Raw genomic sequence first — 17,445 nt, 5'->3', positions numbered from 1 at the left:
AATTCCAGGGCCGTGTTGGCGTGACTTTTCCCCACGGCGGCCGGATGAAAAGGTTTGGCCTTGGCCGGAGACCCGCGGGCATACGCGGTCGTCGAAGCTCGGAGTTTCGCGCGAACGGCCGGGAAACTCCTCTGCGCAAGGGATTGAGCACCGTGACTGAAGAACTTCGCGGCCGGGAGCCGGCGCTGGAGCTGCTCACCGGCGCCCTTGCCTCGGCTGCCCGCGGGCAGGGCGGGGCCGTCCTCCTGGAAGGGCCGCAGGGCAGCGGGCGCAGCCGGATGCTGGCGGAAGTCGTGCACCGCGCGCTGAACCAGGGTTTCACCGTGTGCCGGGCCATCGGCGACCACGTCCGTCATCCGGCCTTCCTCGCACCGCTCGGCCTCTCCTCCGCCCCCGCCGACCCGGACGGTCCGGAAAGTGACCCGGTCCGGCAGCTCACCGACCACCTTGCCGCGGGGCGCGTCGCCGGGCCCGTGCTGCTGGCCCTGGACGACGTGCAGTGGGCCGAACCGGCCACGCTCTCGGCGCTGCGCGGACTCTCCGGTCTGCTGTCCACGAAGGCGCTGCCGGTCCTCATGGTCGTCACCTGTCCCGCGGAGCGGGGTTCCGACGCCGTCGACCGGCTGATCGCGGCCCTGACCGACGACGGAGCGGTGCACTGCGAACTGGGACCGTTGTCCGCCCAGGCCGCCGCCGCACTGCTCGCCGACGTCCTGGGGGCCGCGCCCGACGAGGCCCTCACCGACCTGTGCTCGGCAGCCGGGGGACTGCCGACCCGGCTGATCGAACTCGCCGGCACGTTGCGGGACACCGGAGCGGTGCACATCGCGGGCGGGCGTGCCACGCCGGCGGAGGGGCCGCTGCCCGACCGGCTGCGCAGGCTGGCCCTGCGACCCGTCCTCGGGCTCTCCGGCCTGGCCCGCTCCCTGCTGGATGTCACCGCCGCCCTCGGTCCGTCGGCGTCCCTTGCCGACCTCGCCCTGGCACTCGACCGCGGCGCCATGGTCCTCATGCCCGCCGTCCAGGAATGTGTCGACGCCGGCGCACTGGTCGCCACCGACCGGTGCCTCACCTTCCGGCACACGCTGCTGTGGCGCGCCGTGCGGGACGCCGTGCCGCTGCCGGTACGCAGCGCGCTCCAGCGGGAACTCGGCGAACTCCTCGCGAGCCGCGGCGACTTCCGCGCTGCGGTCGGACATCTGGCCGCAGCGCTCCGCGCCGGCGAAGCCGGGGTGGCGCCCAGCCTGGAACTCGCCGGACGCGAACTGCTCCGGCAGGCCCCCGTCGAGGCCGTACGGCTCCTCGAACAGGCCGTCGACTCCCTTCCCCGGCAGTCCGAGAAGGCCGCGCTGCTCTCCGTCGTCACCAGCGGGCTGACCGCTCAGGGCCGTTTGCGTCAGGCCGCCGACACGGCGCGGACCGCGCTGGCCCGCGCGTGCCCGCCCGGTGCGGCGGCCGAACTCTCCACCTCCCTGGCCGAGATCGAGCTGATGACCGGCTCCCCGCAGGCCGCCGCCGAACGGGTGGAACCGCTGCTTGCCTCCGTCGCCACCCCTGACCCGACGCGGCTGCGGGCGCTCGCCGTCCGCACGCGCGCCCACTGCTCACCGTCGGACCCCGCCGACGTCCACCGCGCCGCCGACGCTCTCGGCGCCGCGGCGGCGGACGCCGGGGCCGGGGCCGGCACCCACGCCGACGCCGCCGCACGTCTCCTGCGGGCCACGGCCCGCTGGCACGAGGGCCGCGCCGCCGACACCCTCGCCGAACTGCGGCTGCCTCCGGAGCACACCGAGCACAGCCACCCGGACGGGTACTACTGGGATCCGCGTCCGGGGCTCGCCGGCGCGCTGGTGGACCTCGGCGCGTTCACCGAGGCCCGCGCGGTGCTGGCCGCCCTGGGAAACGAGTTCGAGGACCTGGACCTGCCCGCCTGGCGGCCGTCCGTACTGGCGCCGACGGCGGTGCTCGCCCTGGAGACCGGGGACCTCGACGCGGCGACCGAGCACGCTGCCGCCGTGCTGGAGGGCCCGGCCGACGGCCTCCTGCTCCCCGCCCGCCTGCTCGCCCTCTCCGTACAGGCCGAAGCGGCGCTGCGCAAAGGACTGCCCCACGAGGCGGAAGCACCCGCGGCCCAACTGCTGTCCCTGCTGCGCACGGACCGCTTCGACCTCGCGGCCGGGCGTGCGCTGCGTGCCGTACTGCGCACCACCGAGGTGCGCGGCGGCCCGGCCGAGGTCCTCGCGGTCCTCGCGCATCTTGCCGCCGACGGCACGGGCCGGCAGGACGCCGGTGCCCTCGACGTCCTCCCCGCGCTCCTGCTGGCGGGCCCCGCCACCCCCGCCTGGCTCATCCGGGTGGCTCGCACGGCCGGGGACGAGCGGCTGGCCGCACGCGTCGCCGAACTGGCCCGGCGTGCGGGCGACGCCAGTCCAGGACTCGCCGCGACCGGCGCCGCCGCGGCACACGCCGACGGACTGCTGCGCGGATCACCGGCCCTGCTGAGCCAGGGCGCCGCGGGCCACCCGGATCCGTGGTCGCGGGCGCAGGCCGATGAGGACCTCGCCGACCTCGTGCTCACCACCGGGGAAGGCGGCGGCGAGGCCCGCAGGGAGCAGGCTGTGCGCCGGCTCCAGCAGGCCCTCGACGGCTACGAAGCGGCCCGGTCGGCCCTCGACGCGGCCCGGGTCCGCGGCATGTTGCGCCGACTCGGAGTGCGCAGGCGGCACTGGACCTACGCCAGCCGGCCCACCACCGGCTGGCCGAGCCTCACCGACACCGAGCGCGCGGTGGCCGACCTGGTCGCCCAGGGACTGACCAACCGGGAGACCGCGCAGCACATGTTCCTGTCCCCCTACACCGTCAACTTCCACCTCCGGCAGATCTTCCGCAAGCTCGGCATCACCTCAAGAGTGGAACTCGCCCGTATGTACCGTGACCCCGAACGATCCGAGCCGGCCCGGGAGCCGGTCTTCCCGCCGGACGCTGCCGCCGCCCGCTCCCGGGCGTCCGGGCACCAGCGCCCGCGCCCGGTCCGCCGGTCCCACACCGACCTGAACGCCAAGGCGGCGCACGCCGCGTCGGCCACCCCGGGAACCCAGGGAGGCCGGCGATGAGCGGGGGGCCGGTACGTGCGGCCGCCCGCGCCGGCGGACGCACGCGCGAGCGGCTGCCCCGGGCCGTGTGGCTGCTGGTGGCGACCGTCTTCGTGTCCTCCTTGTGCGCGGCCGCGATCGCCCCCGTCCTGACCGTGCGGGCCGCGCAGCTGACCGCCGACACGGCAGCGGTGCCGGCCGTGGTCAGCGCCTACTTCCTCGCCCGGCTGGTCCTCACCCCGGTCGCCGGCCGGTTCGTGACCACCGGACACGCACGCCTGGCCCTGCCCGCCGGCCTGCTGCTGACCGCCGTCAGCACCGCTGCCGTGGGACAGGCCACCGGCTACGGGCAGCTGCTGCTGCTGCGGGTCGTCGGCGGGGTCGGATCCACCCTCTTCACCGTGTCCGCGGTGGCCGTGCTCGTGGCCGCCGCCCCGGACACCCTGCGCGGCCGGGCCTTCGGCGTGTGGTCGGTGGGGTTCGAGGTCGGCAGCGTGCTGGGTCCCCTCGTCGGGGCCGGGCTCCTCGCCGTCGCCCGCGATGCCCCGTTCACCGTCGCCGGCGGGTGCCTGGCCGTCGCCGCCCTGGCCGCCGCAAGGCTGCTGCGTCCGGCCCGGCCGTCCGGGGACGCACCGGGAACGGGTGCCGGTCAACGCGTCGTGGGGCTGCGCCATGTGCTGGCGCACCGCACCTACAGGGCGGCCCTGGTGTCCAACTTCGCGGTCGGATGGGGCGCCTACGGCGTTCCGGTCTCGCTTCTCCCGCTGTACGCGCAGGCCCGGTTCGCCCACGCCGGCACGCTGGCGTCGCTGTGCCTGACGGCGTTCGCCGTGGGCAACGCCCTCGTCCTGCCCGTGGCAGGCCGCCTCACCGACGCGAGGGGCCGCCGGCCGGTCGCCCTCACCGGTCTGGCGATGTCCGTCGCGGGCCTCGCCGGCATCGGCTTCAGCGGCGGTCCGCTGCCGCTGCTGACAGCCGCGGTGCTGACCGGCCTCGGCTGCGGTGCCACGGCCCCGGCACACGGCGCGGCCGTGGCAGACGTGGTCGGACCCGACGCCAGGGGCGGTTCGGCACTGGCGGCCTTCCAACTGGTCGCCGACACCGGCGCCGTCGTGGGCCCCGTGCTGGCCGGGCTCACCGCGGCGACGGTCTCCTACCCGGCCGCGTTCGTCCTCACCGCCGCGGTGCCGGCCACGGCCTTCGCCGCATGGCTGCGTGCTCCGGAGACCCGGCCCGCGCGGCTCACCTCGGCATGACCCCGCAGGCCGCGCGGAGACCAGCCGCGACGCGCCTGTGCCACATACCCCCAGATAGCCGCTCAGCGGGCGGCCGGCACCCATGCCGGTGGCCCCGAACCGGACAACGAAGGTGATCACACATGTTCAGCCACAAGGAAGAGAAGAACTGGCTCGCCCGGGAGCGGGAGATAGAGTCCGCGACCGCCGGCGGATTCGGTCCCGTCGGCCAGCTGTGCGCCTGGACGGAGCCCACCCCGTTCGCCCTGTTCCAGTACTTCCTGCTCCGGGAGGGAGCACGGACCTGGCTGGGCCGCAAGCTGGTTCCGCCGGGCCGCATCGACCCCGCCTCCGTGCTCACCCCGCGCATGCTCATGGGGGAGTTCGAGACCCTGAGGTTCACCCGGGAGAAGGTGGTCTTCTACTACACGCCCCGGCCGGCCGAGGAGGGGGCCGAGGCCCTCGCACGTGCGGCGAAGGACCCCGAGGCGGACATCGACTTCCCCTTTCCCCGGCTGACGGAGGACTGGCGGGAGGCGCTGGTGCCCGCCGAGGTCTGGGACGGCAGCGCGGAACTGGCGGAGAGCCTCGACCCGGACGAGTCCCACTTCCGGGCGGTCAGCGTCGAGCGGCTGCGCGACCTGGTACGGCCGGGCGACACCCTCTACGACCCCGCCTGTTCCACGGGCACCTACATCTCCTCGCTGGCCCACGCGTTCCCGCAGTGCCGGATCCTGGCCTCGGACGCGTCACCGCACATGGTCGAGGCGGCCCGGCGGAAGGTCCCCGGGGCATTCGTCGCCGACGGGCTCGGCTCACCGGTCCCCGACGCTTCCGTCCAGGTGCTCATCATGCGGTTCCTCAACGCGGAGGTGATGCCCACCGACGTGGCCGTCGAGGGATTCCGCACGCTCGCCCGGCTGATCGCCCCGGGTGGTCACGCCCTGGTGTTCGGACACACACCGGTGCTGCCGGTGGTCCGCCAACTCGCCGCCGAGACCGGGCTGCGGGTGGTGTCCTCCATCGCCGCGCACCCGGACGCCGAGGACGCGATCTTCCAGTTCTACGTCCTGCGGCGTCCGGACACCTCCGACGAGGCGTCCCGGGACTGATGACCGGACCGGCCGTCGTCCCGCGCTCAGCCGCGGGACGACGGTCCCCGCAACCGCAGCCGGATCGCCGCGTGGTCCGAGGCCGCGAGCCCGCCGGTCTCCTCCCACGGGCGCGTCACCTGGTCGTAGGACTCGATGCTCGACAGCAGCGAGGGCGACGCGAGGAAGAGGTCGATCCGCCGGCTCGGGTCCCCGTCCGTCGGTGTTCGGTACGTGGGCCTTCGGTCTCCGGTGTGAGCGGCGACGTCCACCAGCAGCGGACGGCTGCCGGCACCGAGGAGGGCACCCAGCGGCGAACGGTCCGCCACCGTCTCCCCGGGCATCAGGTGGTTGCCGATCCGGTGGGCCGGCACCGAGGACCAGTCCGGCTCCGGATCTCCGGGTGCGATCGAGTTGGCGTCCAGCGCCACGAGGGTCTGGGCGAGGGCGTGCGGCCCGATGAACCCGCGCAGCCGGTCCGACTCGATCCGGCGGTTCAGCGGACTGTACGGATCGAGGTGGGCCACCACGAAACGTATGGGAGCGGTCCGGCCCGGCAGGCGCAGGACCGCGCAGCCGAAGCCGTGCCACTCCACCAGCTCGTGCGGATAGCAGTCGGTCTCGACCAGCTCCACCTCCGGACGCCACAGCACCGCCTGGTGACAGCCGGTCTTCGCGGGAAACAGCGCGCCGTCCATGTTCAGGCTCCGCTTGGTGTCCTCGAAGAGCGCCTGGCCGTCCAGGTCCCAGCACCATGCCTCGGTGACGAGGAGCACGGTCGGCCGTTCCCGCAGGATCAGCTGCCGCTGCACCTCCCAGCGGGCGTGATCGCCGCGCTGCCGCTCGAAGCCGGTCTCGTACAGGTTCCAGAACATGACGGTGTCCGTGCCGTCACCACCCTGCGGGAGGCCCGTCACCGCTCACGCCGTCCGACGCCGTCACACGCAGCCGTCCGGTGGCTCATCTGCTGATTCCTCCCAGCTCGTCGGGCACCGCCCGCGGGCGGCAGCGGGCAGTGGTCCCGCCCACCCAACTCACCACGCGGCGGCGGGACGGGCCAACAGTGCGACCGGGTGGAATCCGTGCACCCCCCGACGGCTCGGAAGCCGCGTGGATCCCGCCCGTTCAGGTGAGGTGGACGCCCCTTTCCCAGTCACACGATGACCGCAGAGCACGTGCAACGAGCACGCGCCGGACGTGTGAAAGGGCGTGAGCGGATGAAGTACCGCGTACTCGGCCGAGGGGGGCCGAAGGTCTCCGTGATCGGGCTCGGGACGACCGCCTTCATGGGCATATTCGGCCGCCGGGATCCCGGCGCCGTCGCCGACACGCTGCGACTCGGACTCGACAACGGCATCAACCTCGTGGACACCGCGCCCTCCTACGGCAACGGGTTCGCCGAGACCATGCTCGGTACCGTGCTGCGTGGACGCCGGCACGAGGTCGTTCTGACGACCAAGGTCGGCTGTTACGCGCCCGAGGAGTTCGACTTCTCGGAGCAGCGCATCAGATCCGGACTCGAGGACAGCCTGCGCCGGCTGGAAACCGACCACGTCGACATCCTGCTTGCTCATGACATCGAGTACGCGGACCCCCGTCACGTCACCACGGTGGTGCTGCCGCTGCTGGAGAAGCTCAAGGCGGAGGGCAAGGCCCGCGCCGTGGGCGTGTCCGGGCTGCCGCTGTCGGTGCTCGACACCGCTGTCAGCGCCGCCGAGCTGGACGTGGTGCTGTCCTACTGCCGGTACGGCGTACACGACACGTCCCTGACGGCTGCCGCGCGCCGGTGGCGGGAACGCGGCACCGGGACGGTGTTGGGCAGTGCGGTCGCCATGGGCCTGCTCACCCAGGCCGGCCCTCCCCGCTGGCACCCGGCCCCGTCGGAGCTGCGTGCCGCTGCCGCCCGTGCTGCCGCGCTGTGCGCCGAACGCGGCGCCGACCTCGCGACGCTGACCATTCAGTTCGCCTTCGCCAACGACGCGTTGGGGAGCGTGCTGACCGGCACGGCCGACGGCGACCATCTGCGCGCCATGATCCGGGCACTGGACACCGCCCCCGACCCGCAGCTGCTGGCCGATGTGCGGTCGGTCTTCGCCGGCGTGGCGAACCCGACCTGGCCGTCCGGAAACGGCCTCTGGCCGGACGACGGCTCATGACGGCCGCCCTGTACCGAGCCGCCACCCCACGACGACTGGAGACTTCCGCATGAGCACATCACACACGTCGGCGAACTCGACCAAGGACCCGGCGGATGAGACGACCTTGCGTTTCGGGGTCGTGGGACTCGGCTTCGGCCGGTGCCACGCGAAGGTGCTGTCCGCCATGGAGGGGGTCGAGCTGGTCGCCGTGGCCGATCTCCACCCGGAGGAACAGGGCATCGACCTGGAGCCGTGGGCCTCGAAGCTGGGGGCCCGCGGATATCGTGACGGGCTCCGCATGCTGGCCGAGGAGACCCTGGACGCGGTGGTGATCGCCGTACCGCCGAAGAGCCGCGAACGGCTGGTGACCGCGGCCGGCGAACGCGGCGTCGCCATCTTCCTGGAGAAGCCCTTCGCCGCGGACGAGGCGGACAGCGAGGCCATGAGCGAGGTCCTCGACCGTTTCCCGGGTCTGCCGGTGATGGTGGACTTCTGCCTGCGCCACCTGCCCGCGGTCGCCCGGCTGCGCGAACTGCTCGACGGGCCGCTGGGCGAAGGACTCCTCGTCAACGCCGACCTCGTGCTGCCGCGCCACGACAGCCCCGCGTGGGTGTGGGACCCGGCGGTCGGCAACGGCGTGGTCAACGAGAACACCTGCCACATGCTCGACACCCTCTGCTTCCTCCTGGGCGAACCGGTGTCCGTGCAGGCCGCGGGCGGCTCCTACCTCGGCAGCCCGCTGGAGGACGGCGTGGGGGTCGTCGTCGGCTTCGCCTCGGGCGCCACCGCGGTGCTCACCGGGGGCGCCCTGGGCGCGGAGGCGATGCGCACGCCGGCCACACTGTCCGTCTACTCGCGCCACGGGCAGGCCCGGCTCACCGGACGGGACCACATGTTCGCCGGCCTCGAATGGGCGGAGGCCGGTGCCGAGGCGCCGGTGCAGGAGACGTGGCAGCTGCCCTCGCGGGGCGACATCAGCGCCTACGCGCTGGCGCACTTCGCGGAGTCGCTGAAGGCGGGGTCCGCGCCCTCACCGGGGCGCGCGGCCGGGGTGCGTGCCGTCCGGCTCGCCGTGGCCATCCGCGAGGCGCTGACCAGTGGTGCGGCCGTCAAGGTCTGAGAGCGGACGCCTGCGCGGGCCGGAACCGGGAGGGTTCCGGCCCGCGCAGGCCGTTTTCGCGCCCGTGACGACCGCCGTGATCCCGTGCGGCGCCCGGAGCACCGGGAGCGGTACCAGCCACCTCGCGCGGCCATGGGCGACAGCCCGGCACCTTCACGTGTCGCGGCAGGCGACAGCGCACAAGCCTGACCATGTGTGTACCTCTGCCGACGTACACGCATGGTCAGGCTGGGGGTTGCGGCGGTGGGCTCATCCGCCGGACGGCACGCTCGCCTCGCCGCGTAACTCGAGCGCCGCCCGGTGGAAGGCGAGGTGCTTCAGATGAGCCAGCAGGAGCTGATCCGGTTCCACGGCGACGATCGTGTGCGCCGCTCCCCTGGCGGCGCCCTGGTAGTCGGTCGCGAAGCTCTTGACCGTCTCCACGCCCAGTGCGAACAGCGAGGTGAGCGGCGCCGGCCGGAAGAGCCGGCCCGGCCGCCCCCAGCGCCCCGGATGCGGGGTGAAGAGGGTGACCGACACGTCCGCCGCCGGAGCGAGCACCCGCGCGGCACCCATCAGCAGGGCCGGCTGGGTGCCGCCGGCCCCCAGGTCCACCAGCGTCAGTCCCCGCCCGGCGGAGTGGGCCGCCCCCGCCAGCAACTGCCTGCCCGCAGCCAGGCAACGCCGGGAGAACAGTCCGCTGTCGATGCCTTCCAGCAGCACGGCGTCCGTCTCCGGGACAGCCGAGCCGAACATCGTCAGAGGTCCTCGGGCCCGGCGCACGCCCTGGTCGGTGCCGTACACCACCTCGTCGGCGAAGCGGTCCAGGAACAGCTCGTCGAAGGGGCGGCCGTCCGGCCCCTCCTCCGCCTCGGCCTCCGCACGGGCCGCCGACAGCAGCCGGAACATCTGCGACGGCACCAGGCCGTTGTCCATCCAGGCCCGGTACCGGCCCGGGGAGCCCTTCCTGGTGACCTCCCGCGGGCCGAAGACGGCTTTGCTGGTGCGCGAGAGCACGGCGCGCTCCGTGTCGCTGAGCAGGGAGAGCCGGCTGAGATAGAACACCTCCGACCCCGCCGGGTCCCCGGCCAGGAGGTCGTACGCCGGTTTGAGGTATTCCGCGTCGGTGCCGAGGAAGACCACCGTCCGGTCCGTCCGCGCGGGCACGGCCGCGGCCAGTGCCGCCACCACCTCCCGTCCCATCCGCAGGAACGCGGCGAACAACTCCCGGGGAGTGGGCCGCAGCGGATCGGCGACACCGGTGGAGACGAGCAGTGCGCGCATGTTGCGCCGGTACTCGGCGATCTCGTCGGGGCCGAGCGCGCCGGTCTGCGCCAGCCCGCGATGCAGCCGGCGCGCGAGTCCGTCCGCCGGCAGCCCGAGGGCACGGGCGTGCCGGCGGGTGTCCTCGACGGCTTCGCCGGCGCTCATCGGTCCGTTCAGGCCCATGAGCCTTCTGGACACCCGGGTCACGTGGGCGACGAGGTCCTCCGGCCCGGCCGGGCCGGAGGACGTGGCGGTGCCCGTCAGCGGCCGTTCAACGGCGGTCACGGAGGGCCTCCGGCGTGATGTTCAGATGGTCGAAGACGGCCGTGCAGTGCTCGGAGAACGGGGCCTGGGCGAACAGCGACACCCGGAGCGGTCCGGGCGGGACGGTGAGCGTGCGGACGAAGCGGGTCTCGCCCGTCTCCTTCACACGGTCCAGGAACGCCAGCCGGGTCCCCTCGCGGACCAGGACGAGTTCGGCCGCCGGGCCGGCGAGGTCCGGGCCTCTCGCCTCGTCGGAGTCGGGCCGTGACACCACCGTCACCAGCCCCCACCGTCCCTGCGGCGAAGGTTCGACACATATCTTGGCCCAGCCGTCCGCGGTGTGCACGAGCAGACCGCCCGCGTCCGAGAAGCGGGCGCCGCCCGCGGCACCGTGCACCGACACACGCACCGTCAGGGTGAAGTCGCCCTCGACGAGGCGGGACACCTCGGGCACCCCGTCGACCTCCCGGATGCCCGGCATCCGGTAGAGGTCCGACCCCGCCGGCGCGGTGACCTCCAGTGCGCCGTCCGGGCGCAGGCGTGCCGACGCCCGGTCGCCGGGAAGCGACCAGGAGTCGTCGAAGTCCCGCACGGTCGCCGTCACGGTGCCGACATCCCGCCGTCGACGCTCACCGCTTGCCCGGTGACCTGGCGCGCCGAGGCCAGGTACAGCACCAGGTCCGCGACATCCTCCGGCTGCTGGAACTGGCGCTGGGGGATCATCGTCCGCATGCGCTCCCAGCACTCCTCCTTGGTCTCACCGGGGCGGGTGAACTCCTCCAGCAGGTAGTCCCACATGCTGGTGCGGATGATGCCGGGGCAGACGGCGTTGACACGGACACCGTTGCGTGCCTCCTCCTGGGCGAGGGCTGCGGTGAAGCCGATCACACCGAACTTCGCCGCGCAGTAGTGCGCCATCTTCACGAAGCCACTGCGGCCGGACACGGAGGAGAAGTTGACGATCGATCCTCCACCGTCGGCCCGCAGCAGCTCCAGCGCGTACTTCGACACGAGGAAGACGCCGTTCAGGTTGCCCTCGACGACCTTGGTGAACTCCGCCAGCTCCATCTTCTCGACCGAGCCGACATGTGTCACGCCGAAGGCGTTGACCACGGTGTCCAGACGGCCGTGGAGGTCGTCGACGGTGCTGATCAGCGCGCGCACCGAGTTCTCGTCGGACGCGTTCGCCGCCACGGCCGTGGCCTCGAATCCCTGCTCGGTCAGCTCCTTCGCCACTTCGGTGGCGGCGGCGAACCCGCCGGTGTCCGTCGAACGGTACTGGTTGTACGCGGACGCCAGCCGGTCGACGTCGGCGATCACGACCCGTGCGCCACGGCGCGCGAACGCCTCGGCCACGGCGCGGCCCATGCCGCGTCCACCGCCCACCACCAGCACCACCTTGCCGTGGTGGTCGCCCTGGGGGCCGGCTGCCTGCGGTCCGCTGTCCAACTGGGTACTCATGCGTGCGAGACCTCCTTGTCGTCGAGGGCGTTGATGACGGTCCCGGGGGACCCGGGTGCCGTCCGGTGGTCCGGGGAGAGGCGGTAGCTGAGGGGTGGCATGACCAGCGCGTCGACCAGCCGGGGGAAGGCCCGGTAGTCGGCGAGGGAGCGCTGGGACCGGGCGACGATCTGCCTGAGGTCGGGACGGGCCGTGCCGGTCGACTCCTCGTGCGCGGCGATCATGGCCAGCAGCGGCTGGTGGTCCTTGCGGAAGTAGTGCCCGAAGAGCTGTTCGACGTCCTTGAGGGCGGTGGCGGGATCGACGCCGCGGCGCGGCTCGACGCGGACCCGCTCGACGGTCGTACGGTCGTACGCCGCCGGCTGCCACGTGCTGCCGGGGGTTCCTTCCAGCGCGCGGAAGAAGGCCGGTTCCTCGAACGCCGACGTGTCCGGCATGGTGGCCGGCTCCCAGTCACGGTTCAGCAGCCTGGCCGTCAGCTCGTCCTCGTCGACCTGGCCGAGCGGACCGATCCGGTCCATGGAGAACGGCACACCGGTGAAGGGGGTGGCGGGCACCAGATTGCGCTCGGGCAGCAGCTCGACGGCCGGTCCCATGCCGGCCGCGATGACGGGGACTCCGTGGGCCAGGGCCTCGAACACCACGCGGCCGAGGCTCTCCCGGGAGGCGGTGGAGGGGAAGAGCAGCACGTCGATCTGCGAGAAGAAGTGGGCCAGCCGTTCCGGACCGATCAGCCCGAGGGAGGTGACGCTGTCGGCCGGCACGCCCTCACCGGCCAGCCTGGCCAGGACGTCCGGGGTCCGCCAGCGCGGGTCGTTGGGTTTGCCGGCGAAGACCAGGGTGGCCCTGCCGTTGCTCTCCCGGTGACAGCGAGCGAAGACGTTCAGCACCTGCTCGAAGTTCTTGGCGGTCGACAGAGCGCCCAGGTAGCCGATGCGCAGGACGGAGTCCCGGGCCGGTACGGCCACCGGGGCGGTGCGCGGCATGGTGTCGAGCATCGGGTAGGCCACGACCGCGTCGCCGGGCCGTACGGAGGGGAAGCAGCGCAGGAAGACCTGCCGGGTGAACTCGCTCGGGAAGAGGACGGTGTCGCCCGGCCGGTGCAGGGGAGCGCACAGTTCCTCCTGCGTCCAGTAGCCGGACCAGAAGGTGGTGTGCACCTCGCGGACGATGCGGTGGCCGCCGCCCTGCCGCTCCCGCCACAGGTGGTACAGGTACGCGTAGGGCCCGTTGCCCGCGTAGACGACGTCGTCGTCGGCCGGCGCGCCGAGGCCCGCCGCTCCCCCGAGGATGTCGTGCGGGACCGTACCGGGGCGGGCGGTGAGCAGGTCCGACATCTGCCGGTGCATCAGCACCGCGCCGTCCAGGATGCCGGAGGTGTCCACCGGACCGTAGTCATGCACGTGCAGCCGCATAGTCCTCACCCGCCCTCGCACGTGCCGGGAGCAGAAGCTCGCGCAGTTGGTCGGGAGCCATCTCGTGGCGACGCAACTGGACCTCGTGCACGCAGTTGTGGATGTCGTCCCGCACACCGTGCACCGTGACCGGCAGCAGGTACCGATTGCGCAGCCAGGCGCCGAAACCGCCGTGCGCGCCGTTGTACTCCACCGACACCACGCGCCGGTAGCGGCTCAGCGCGTCCAGGACGGGCCGGCTGAGCACCGGGTTGAGTGCCGCGCAGTGCAGGTGCGGCAGGCCGATCGAGGCGTTGGCCTCGGCCACCAGGGTGGTGGCGTACCCGAAACTGATCACCACGGTGTCGGCGTCGCTGTCCTGCGGACGTTCGATCCACACGCCGTCGTCCACGGCGGCCGAACAGTCCACCGCGGGCGGCTCGAAACGGGCGTCCACCATGCTCAGGACGTGCACGGTGCCGGGGTCGTCCTCCAGCCGCCGCGCGCACGCGTGGAACTCCTCCTCGGTGATGGGCTCGTACACCCGGGTGTTGATGAGGAGGGAGAGCAGGTTGAAGGCGTTGGCGGCACCTCCCCAGGCGGCCCAGTTGCGGCCGGCCAGCACCATGAGCCGACGCACGCTCGTGGCGGCTTCGGTGAGCATGCTCAGCGAGTCCATGTAGTACATGGCGTCCGTGGCGACGACCTTCAGGTCGTCGTCGGACAGCCCGAGTGTCAGCCCGACGCTCAGTGTCTCGGCGAGGCCGGTGTTCTCGTAGGGCATGTGCCCGGGAAGCCCGAACCGATTGGCCATGTCGGCTGTGAAGACCCTCGCCGTCCGTCCGCTGCGCGCCTGTCCGGTCGCCAGCATCCGCCCGGTCGTGGTGGCGAAGGAGGGGATCGTGGGGGGCGCGGCGACGGCCCTGTCCGGCTTGAAACTGTGCGCTCCCTTGCGGGTGCGGCAGACCAGCGCCGCGGGGCCCGGCGCGTCGAGCAGCTGCGACAGCGCCGTGCGCACGCTGTCCGCGTCCTGGCCGTCCACCTCCACGACGGTGGTGAAGTAGCTGCGCAGATAGTCACGGTTGAGCGGCTTCAGGAGGGGTTCGATGCCGCGGTCGTTGGCGTCGACGACCAGCACGAGGTTGCTCAGCCCGGCCTCGTGCGCGAACCTGATGCACTCGAACGTCACGCCTTCGTGCAGCTCGCCGTCGCCGGCCAGGCAGACCACCTTGCGGGTGTCGCCGTCCCGTGACAGTTCCCAGGCGCGGCTGACGGCCTGGGCCAGGCCGACGCCGAGGCTGTACCGCATGGTGTTGGCGAAGCCCCAGTCGCGGTGGACCACTCCAGTCATGCCGCCGCGGTGCATGGTGGTCAGCGGCAGGAACGGCAGCAGACCGCGTACGTACTGTTCGGCGTAGAAGCTCGGCGCGATGTGGCCGCGCCCCACCACCAGCTCGGCGGTCAGGGACGTCCGGCCCGCGCCCGGAGCCAGGCCCAGCTCGAAGCAGGCGTGCACGGTGGGCAGCGAGGACAGACAGCTCTGGTAGTTGCCGAAGCCCGCGATCTCGTGCATCCGCCGCAGCACCTGGCCGCTGTCCTGGTACAGCCGCTCCGGTACCGCGGCGGCAACCGCGCGCATGGCGTCCAGCACGGTCCCCGTGTGCGGCGCCAGCCGGGCCAGCTCGGCCAGTTCACGGTGGACGACGGCACGCTCCTCGTCGGTCAGCCGGCCCTCGGCACCGGCCATGACCTGGCCGTACCGCGCGGCGAGGCCGTTCACGCCCGGCCCCCGTAGACCTTGTCCAGCGCGTCCGTGAGGATACCGGCGATCTCCGCGGTCTCCTCCTCGCCGGTGATGAAGGCGGGTGCCAGCACGATCCAGTCGTCCTGGCCGCGCACGATGAGGCCGCGTTCCAGACAGGCTCCGGCGACGAGCGACCCGAGTTCCCCGGTCGGTGTGCCGGGCGCCGCCGACAGCTTGACGCCGTACAGCAGACCGAGGGAGCGGATGTCGCCTCGGCCGTCGACGGCCCGCTCCAGGTGTGACAGGAACGAGGCCGCGAGGCCGGCGTTGCGGTGCACGAAGTCGCCGTCCGTGAACAGCGACACCGACGCCAGACCGGCCGCCGCCGAGATCGGGTTGGCGGCGTACGTGTGGGAGGGAGCGAACGACGAGGGCCCGGAACCGTCCGACAGGACGGAGGCGACCTTGTCGTTGAACAGCACCGCCGCCAGGGGCGCGTACCCGCCGGAGATGCCCTTGCCGACACACATCAGGTCGGGGGTGACGCCGAAGGTCTGGGCGGCGAACGGGTTGCCCGTGCGGCCGAAACCGGTGACGATCTCGTCGAACACCAGCAGCACCCCGTAGCGGTCGCAGATCTCCCGGACCCGGTCGAGATAGCCGGTGGGCGCGATGGCCATGCCCCGCAGGTGGATGACGGGTTCCAGGACGAAGGCGGCGACCGACTCCGGCCCCTCCGCCTCGATGGTCTGCTCCAGCAGCGCCGCGGCCAGCCGGCCGGACTCCTCCGCGTCCACGCCGAGGACCGCCGCCAGCATGTCGGGGGACCAGACGTGCACCGCGCCCGGCAGACCGGGGCCGAACCGGGCCACGTCCGGCCGTCCGGTCAGCGACAGCGATCCGAAGGTGGCGCCGTGGTAGCCGTGGTAGTAGCTGAGCACCTTGTAGCGGGTGCTCTCACCGGACTCCCGGTGGGTCAGCCGGGCCAGCCGGACCGCCGCCTCCACGGCCTCGGAGCCGCCGTTGACGAGCTTGGCCGTGTTCAGACCGTCCGGGGCGAGCCGGGTCAGCCCGTCGGTCAGGGCCAGCGCGTCCGGGTTGGTGCCGTGCAGCGGCGGGTTGAACGGCATGGTGCGCAGCTGTCGCGACACGGCCTCGACGATCGGCTCGCAGCTGTAACCGAAGCAGGTGACGAAGACGCCCGACATGCCGTCGACGTAGGAGCGCCCGGCGGTGTCGGTCAGCCGGATGCCGTGCGCCCGCTCGAAGAGCACGGAGCTGTCGGAGTGCGGCACTTCGAAGCAGTACGAGGACAGGTCGGCGGGCCAGGCGTGGGGTTGGGTGGGGGCGGTCATGTTCACCTCGCGGAAGATCGGTGGTTCGGTGGACCGGTGTCAGCGGTTGCCGGCCAGGACGGTGTCGTTCAGGGGCGGCACGTCGACCGGTGCCGTGGTCAGCAGGCGGTGCAGCCGGACGCGGCGGGTGGGGTCGAGCAGCGCGAAATAGGCGGGCCAGTGCGGGCTGAGGATGTCGCGCTCGAGGATGTCCTTGGCGATGTCCACGATCACCGGCACGGCCTGCCGCATGAGGAGCGGCATCAGCAGCCGGGTGTCCGCCTGGGTCAGGAGACCGGACGCACCGGCCCGGGCGATGAACGAGTAGAGCGTGCGTTCCACCGCCACGCGGCCGCCACCGACCCGGCCGGCGGTGTCCGCCACCCAGGCGAGGTCGAGCAGCCGGTCACCGACGTGCAGGTTGTCGAAGTCGAGGACGGCGACGACCTCGGGCCGGCGCTGTTCGTCGAGCAGGAAGTGGTGATAGTGCAGGTCGCCGTGGACCACCGCACGCCGGGCGGGCGGTGTGGGTTCGTCCGCTGCCGCCTCCAGCACCGGCCGCGCCGTCACCAGCGCCTCCAGTGCGTTGGCCGCCACGCGGCCCCAGCGGTCGCTGCGGCGCAGCGCGAGGGGCAGGAGGCGCTGTTCCGCGTCCGCCAGGGCGCGGCGCCAGTGCGGTTCGGCGACGAGTTCCGGCAGCGCCACCGGTGCCAGTTCGTCGGTCAGCGCCCCGGGTACGGCGTCCAGGGCGTGGCGCACCGTGAGGCCGGCGCGGATGACCGCCTCCGCCTGGGCGGAGGTGGGCTCCACCGCGGCGGCCCCCGCCACGAGGGGGATGACCTCGCAGACGTGCCCGTCCGCCCAGACCGCGGGCGTGCCGTCGAGAGCCGGAACCGCCGAGGCGACCGGAACGCCGAACCCGGCGCAGTGGTCGAGCACCTGCTGCTTGAGCGGGTAGAACCGCGGGGCCCGTGCGGCCTGTCGGTCGAGCTGCACCTTGAACAGGTACGGGGTACCGTGGCGCCGGATCTCCCACAGACCGGCGGTGTGGCTCAGCGGTCGCTCGCCGCCGCGCACGCCCAGCGGCGTCGGCGTCGTAGTGCCCAGGTCCGGGCCCCAGTGCCGCGCCAACACCTCGCTCACCCACTCGGCGCCGCCCACCGCACTGCCGGGGCTGTCTCCCGTGCTGTCGGACATCGTGCGTTCACCTCACTCGACCCGGCGGTCGCTCCGCATGGATGTGATCACTGCATCCGGAAGCCTCGCCGGGAGCCGTGTGACGGCACATCACCTGACCGGGTAGCGGCCCCCGGGGGCGGATCCGCGG

At 72.9% G+C, this 17,445-nt stretch carries 13 protein-coding genes; 5 read left to right on the top strand and 8 right to left on the bottom strand.

Annotated elements, in window-relative coordinates; genetic code table 11:
• Positions 1-152: 152 nt before the first annotated feature.
• From LG395_RS13965 to LG395_RS13955, 3 genes are all read left to right on the top strand, one after another.
• Positions 153-3,113, top strand: a complete 2,961-nt coding sequence (locus tag LG395_RS13965; protein WP_225809663.1) for a helix-turn-helix transcriptional regulator — start codon at positions 153-155, stop codon at positions 3,111-3,113.
• Positions 3,110-4,348 (top strand): MFS transporter, encoded by a 1,239-nt coding sequence (locus tag LG395_RS13960; RefSeq protein ID WP_225809662.1) that lies wholly within the window; start codon positions 3,110-3,112, stop codon positions 4,346-4,348. Before LG395_RS13965 ends, LG395_RS13960 begins: the two co-directional genes overlap by 4 nt.
• 122 nt (positions 4,349-4,470) lie before the next feature.
• Complete coding sequence (locus LG395_RS13955; RefSeq protein ID WP_225809661.1) at positions 4,471-5,439, top strand: class I SAM-dependent methyltransferase; 969 nt, start codon at positions 4,471-4,473, stop codon at positions 5,437-5,439.
• A 26-nt stretch (positions 5,440-5,465) separates the two neighbouring features.
• On the opposite strand, the gene LG395_RS13950 is transcribed toward LG395_RS13955, so the two are convergent.
• Positions 5,466-6,293 (bottom strand): endonuclease/exonuclease/phosphatase family protein, encoded by an 828-nt coding sequence (locus LG395_RS13950; protein WP_225809659.1) that lies wholly within the window; start codon positions 6,291-6,293, stop codon positions 5,466-5,468.
• A 342-nt stretch (positions 6,294-6,635) separates the two neighbouring features.
• On the opposite strand from LG395_RS13950, the gene LG395_RS13945 reads away from it, so the two are divergent.
• Both LG395_RS13945 and LG395_RS13940 read left to right on the top strand, forming a co-directional pair.
• Positions 6,636-7,574, top strand: coding sequence for an aldo/keto reductase (locus LG395_RS13945; protein ID WP_225809656.1), 939 nt, complete (start codon positions 6,636-6,638; stop codon positions 7,572-7,574).
• Positions 7,575-7,623: 49 nt separating this feature from the next.
• Positions 7,624-8,676 (top strand): Gfo/Idh/MocA family protein, encoded by a 1,053-nt coding sequence (locus LG395_RS13940; RefSeq protein WP_225809654.1) that lies wholly within the window; start codon positions 7,624-7,626, stop codon positions 8,674-8,676.
• Positions 8,677-8,925: 249 nt separating this feature from the next.
• Here the strand turns inward: LG395_RS13940 and LG395_RS41165 are convergent, their stop codons facing one another.
• From LG395_RS41165 to LG395_RS13905, 7 genes are read right to left on the bottom strand one after another with little or no spacing between them, the layout of a single operon-like run.
• Positions 8,926-10,206, bottom strand: coding sequence for a hypothetical protein (locus LG395_RS41165; protein WP_263982527.1), 1,281 nt, complete (start codon positions 10,204-10,206; stop codon positions 8,926-8,928).
• Complete coding sequence (locus LG395_RS13930) at positions 10,193-10,789, bottom strand: DUF1349 domain-containing protein (RefSeq protein ID WP_225809652.1); 597 nt, start codon at positions 10,787-10,789, stop codon at positions 10,193-10,195. Before LG395_RS13930 ends, LG395_RS41165 begins: the two co-directional genes overlap by 14 nt.
• The gene (locus tag LG395_RS13925; RefSeq protein ID WP_225809650.1) at positions 10,786-11,646 is read right to left on the bottom strand and encodes an SDR family oxidoreductase; all 861 of its coding nucleotides are present in this window, start codon (positions 11,644-11,646) and stop codon (positions 10,786-10,788) included. Before LG395_RS13925 ends, LG395_RS13930 begins: the two co-directional genes overlap by 4 nt.
• Positions 11,643-13,049, bottom strand: coding sequence for a glycosyltransferase (locus LG395_RS13920; RefSeq protein ID WP_225809649.1), 1,407 nt, complete (start codon positions 13,047-13,049; stop codon positions 11,643-11,645). Before LG395_RS13920 ends, LG395_RS13925 begins: the two co-directional genes overlap by 4 nt.
• Entirely contained in the window at positions 13,042-14,820 is a 1,779-nt protein-coding gene (locus LG395_RS13915; protein ID WP_225809646.1) for a thiamine pyrophosphate-binding protein, read from the bottom strand. The genes LG395_RS13920 and LG395_RS13915 overlap by 8 nt, the downstream gene beginning before the upstream one ends.
• Complete coding sequence (locus LG395_RS13910) at positions 14,817-16,139, bottom strand: aminotransferase family protein (RefSeq protein ID WP_225809644.1); 1,323 nt, start codon at positions 16,137-16,139, stop codon at positions 14,817-14,819. The genes LG395_RS13915 and LG395_RS13910 overlap by 4 nt, the downstream gene beginning before the upstream one ends.
• Positions 16,140-16,178: 39 nt before the next feature.
• The gene (locus LG395_RS13905; RefSeq protein ID WP_225809642.1) at positions 16,179-17,315 is read right to left on the bottom strand and encodes a phosphotransferase enzyme family protein; all 1,137 of its coding nucleotides are present in this window, start codon (positions 17,313-17,315) and stop codon (positions 16,179-16,181) included.
• Between the last annotated feature and the right edge of the window lie 130 nt (positions 17,316-17,445).

The sequence above is a fragment of the Streptomyces spinosus genome (assembly GCF_020400655.1).
GTDB lineage: Bacteria > Actinomycetota > Actinomycetes > Streptomycetales > Streptomycetaceae > Streptomyces > Streptomyces argyrophylli.
Note: the sequence above shows the minus strand (reverse complement) of the source record. Positions and strands in the feature narration are given on the sequence as shown.

Excerpts from the sequence above, each read along its gene's own strand:
- LG395_RS13955 (WP_225809661.1), top strand. The coding sequence starts at position 4,471 with ATGTTCAGCCACAAGGAAGAGAAGAACTGGCTCGCCCGGGAGCGGGAG.
- LG395_RS13940 (WP_225809654.1), top strand. The coding sequence starts at position 7,624 with ATGAGCACATCACACACGTCGGCGAACTCGACCAAGGACCCGGCGGAT.
- LG395_RS13910 (WP_225809644.1), bottom strand. The coding sequence starts at position 16,139 with ATGACCGCCCCCACCCAACCCCACGCCTGGCCCGCCGACCTGTCCTCG.
- LG395_RS13945 (WP_225809656.1), top strand. The coding sequence starts at position 6,636 with ATGAAGTACCGCGTACTCGGCCGAGGGGGGCCGAAGGTCTCCGTGATC.
- LG395_RS13905 (WP_225809642.1), bottom strand. The coding sequence starts at position 17,315 with ATGTCCGACAGCACGGGAGACAGCCCCGGCAGTGCGGTGGGCGGCGCC.
- LG395_RS13925 (WP_225809650.1), bottom strand. The coding sequence starts at position 11,646 with ATGAGTACCCAGTTGGACAGCGGACCGCAGGCAGCCGGCCCCCAGGGC.
- LG395_RS13960 (WP_225809662.1), top strand. The coding sequence starts at position 3,110 with ATGAGCGGGGGGCCGGTACGTGCGGCCGCCCGCGCCGGCGGACGCACG.
- LG395_RS13950 (WP_225809659.1), bottom strand. The coding sequence starts at position 6,293 with ATGTTCTGGAACCTGTACGAGACCGGCTTCGAGCGGCAGCGCGGCGAT.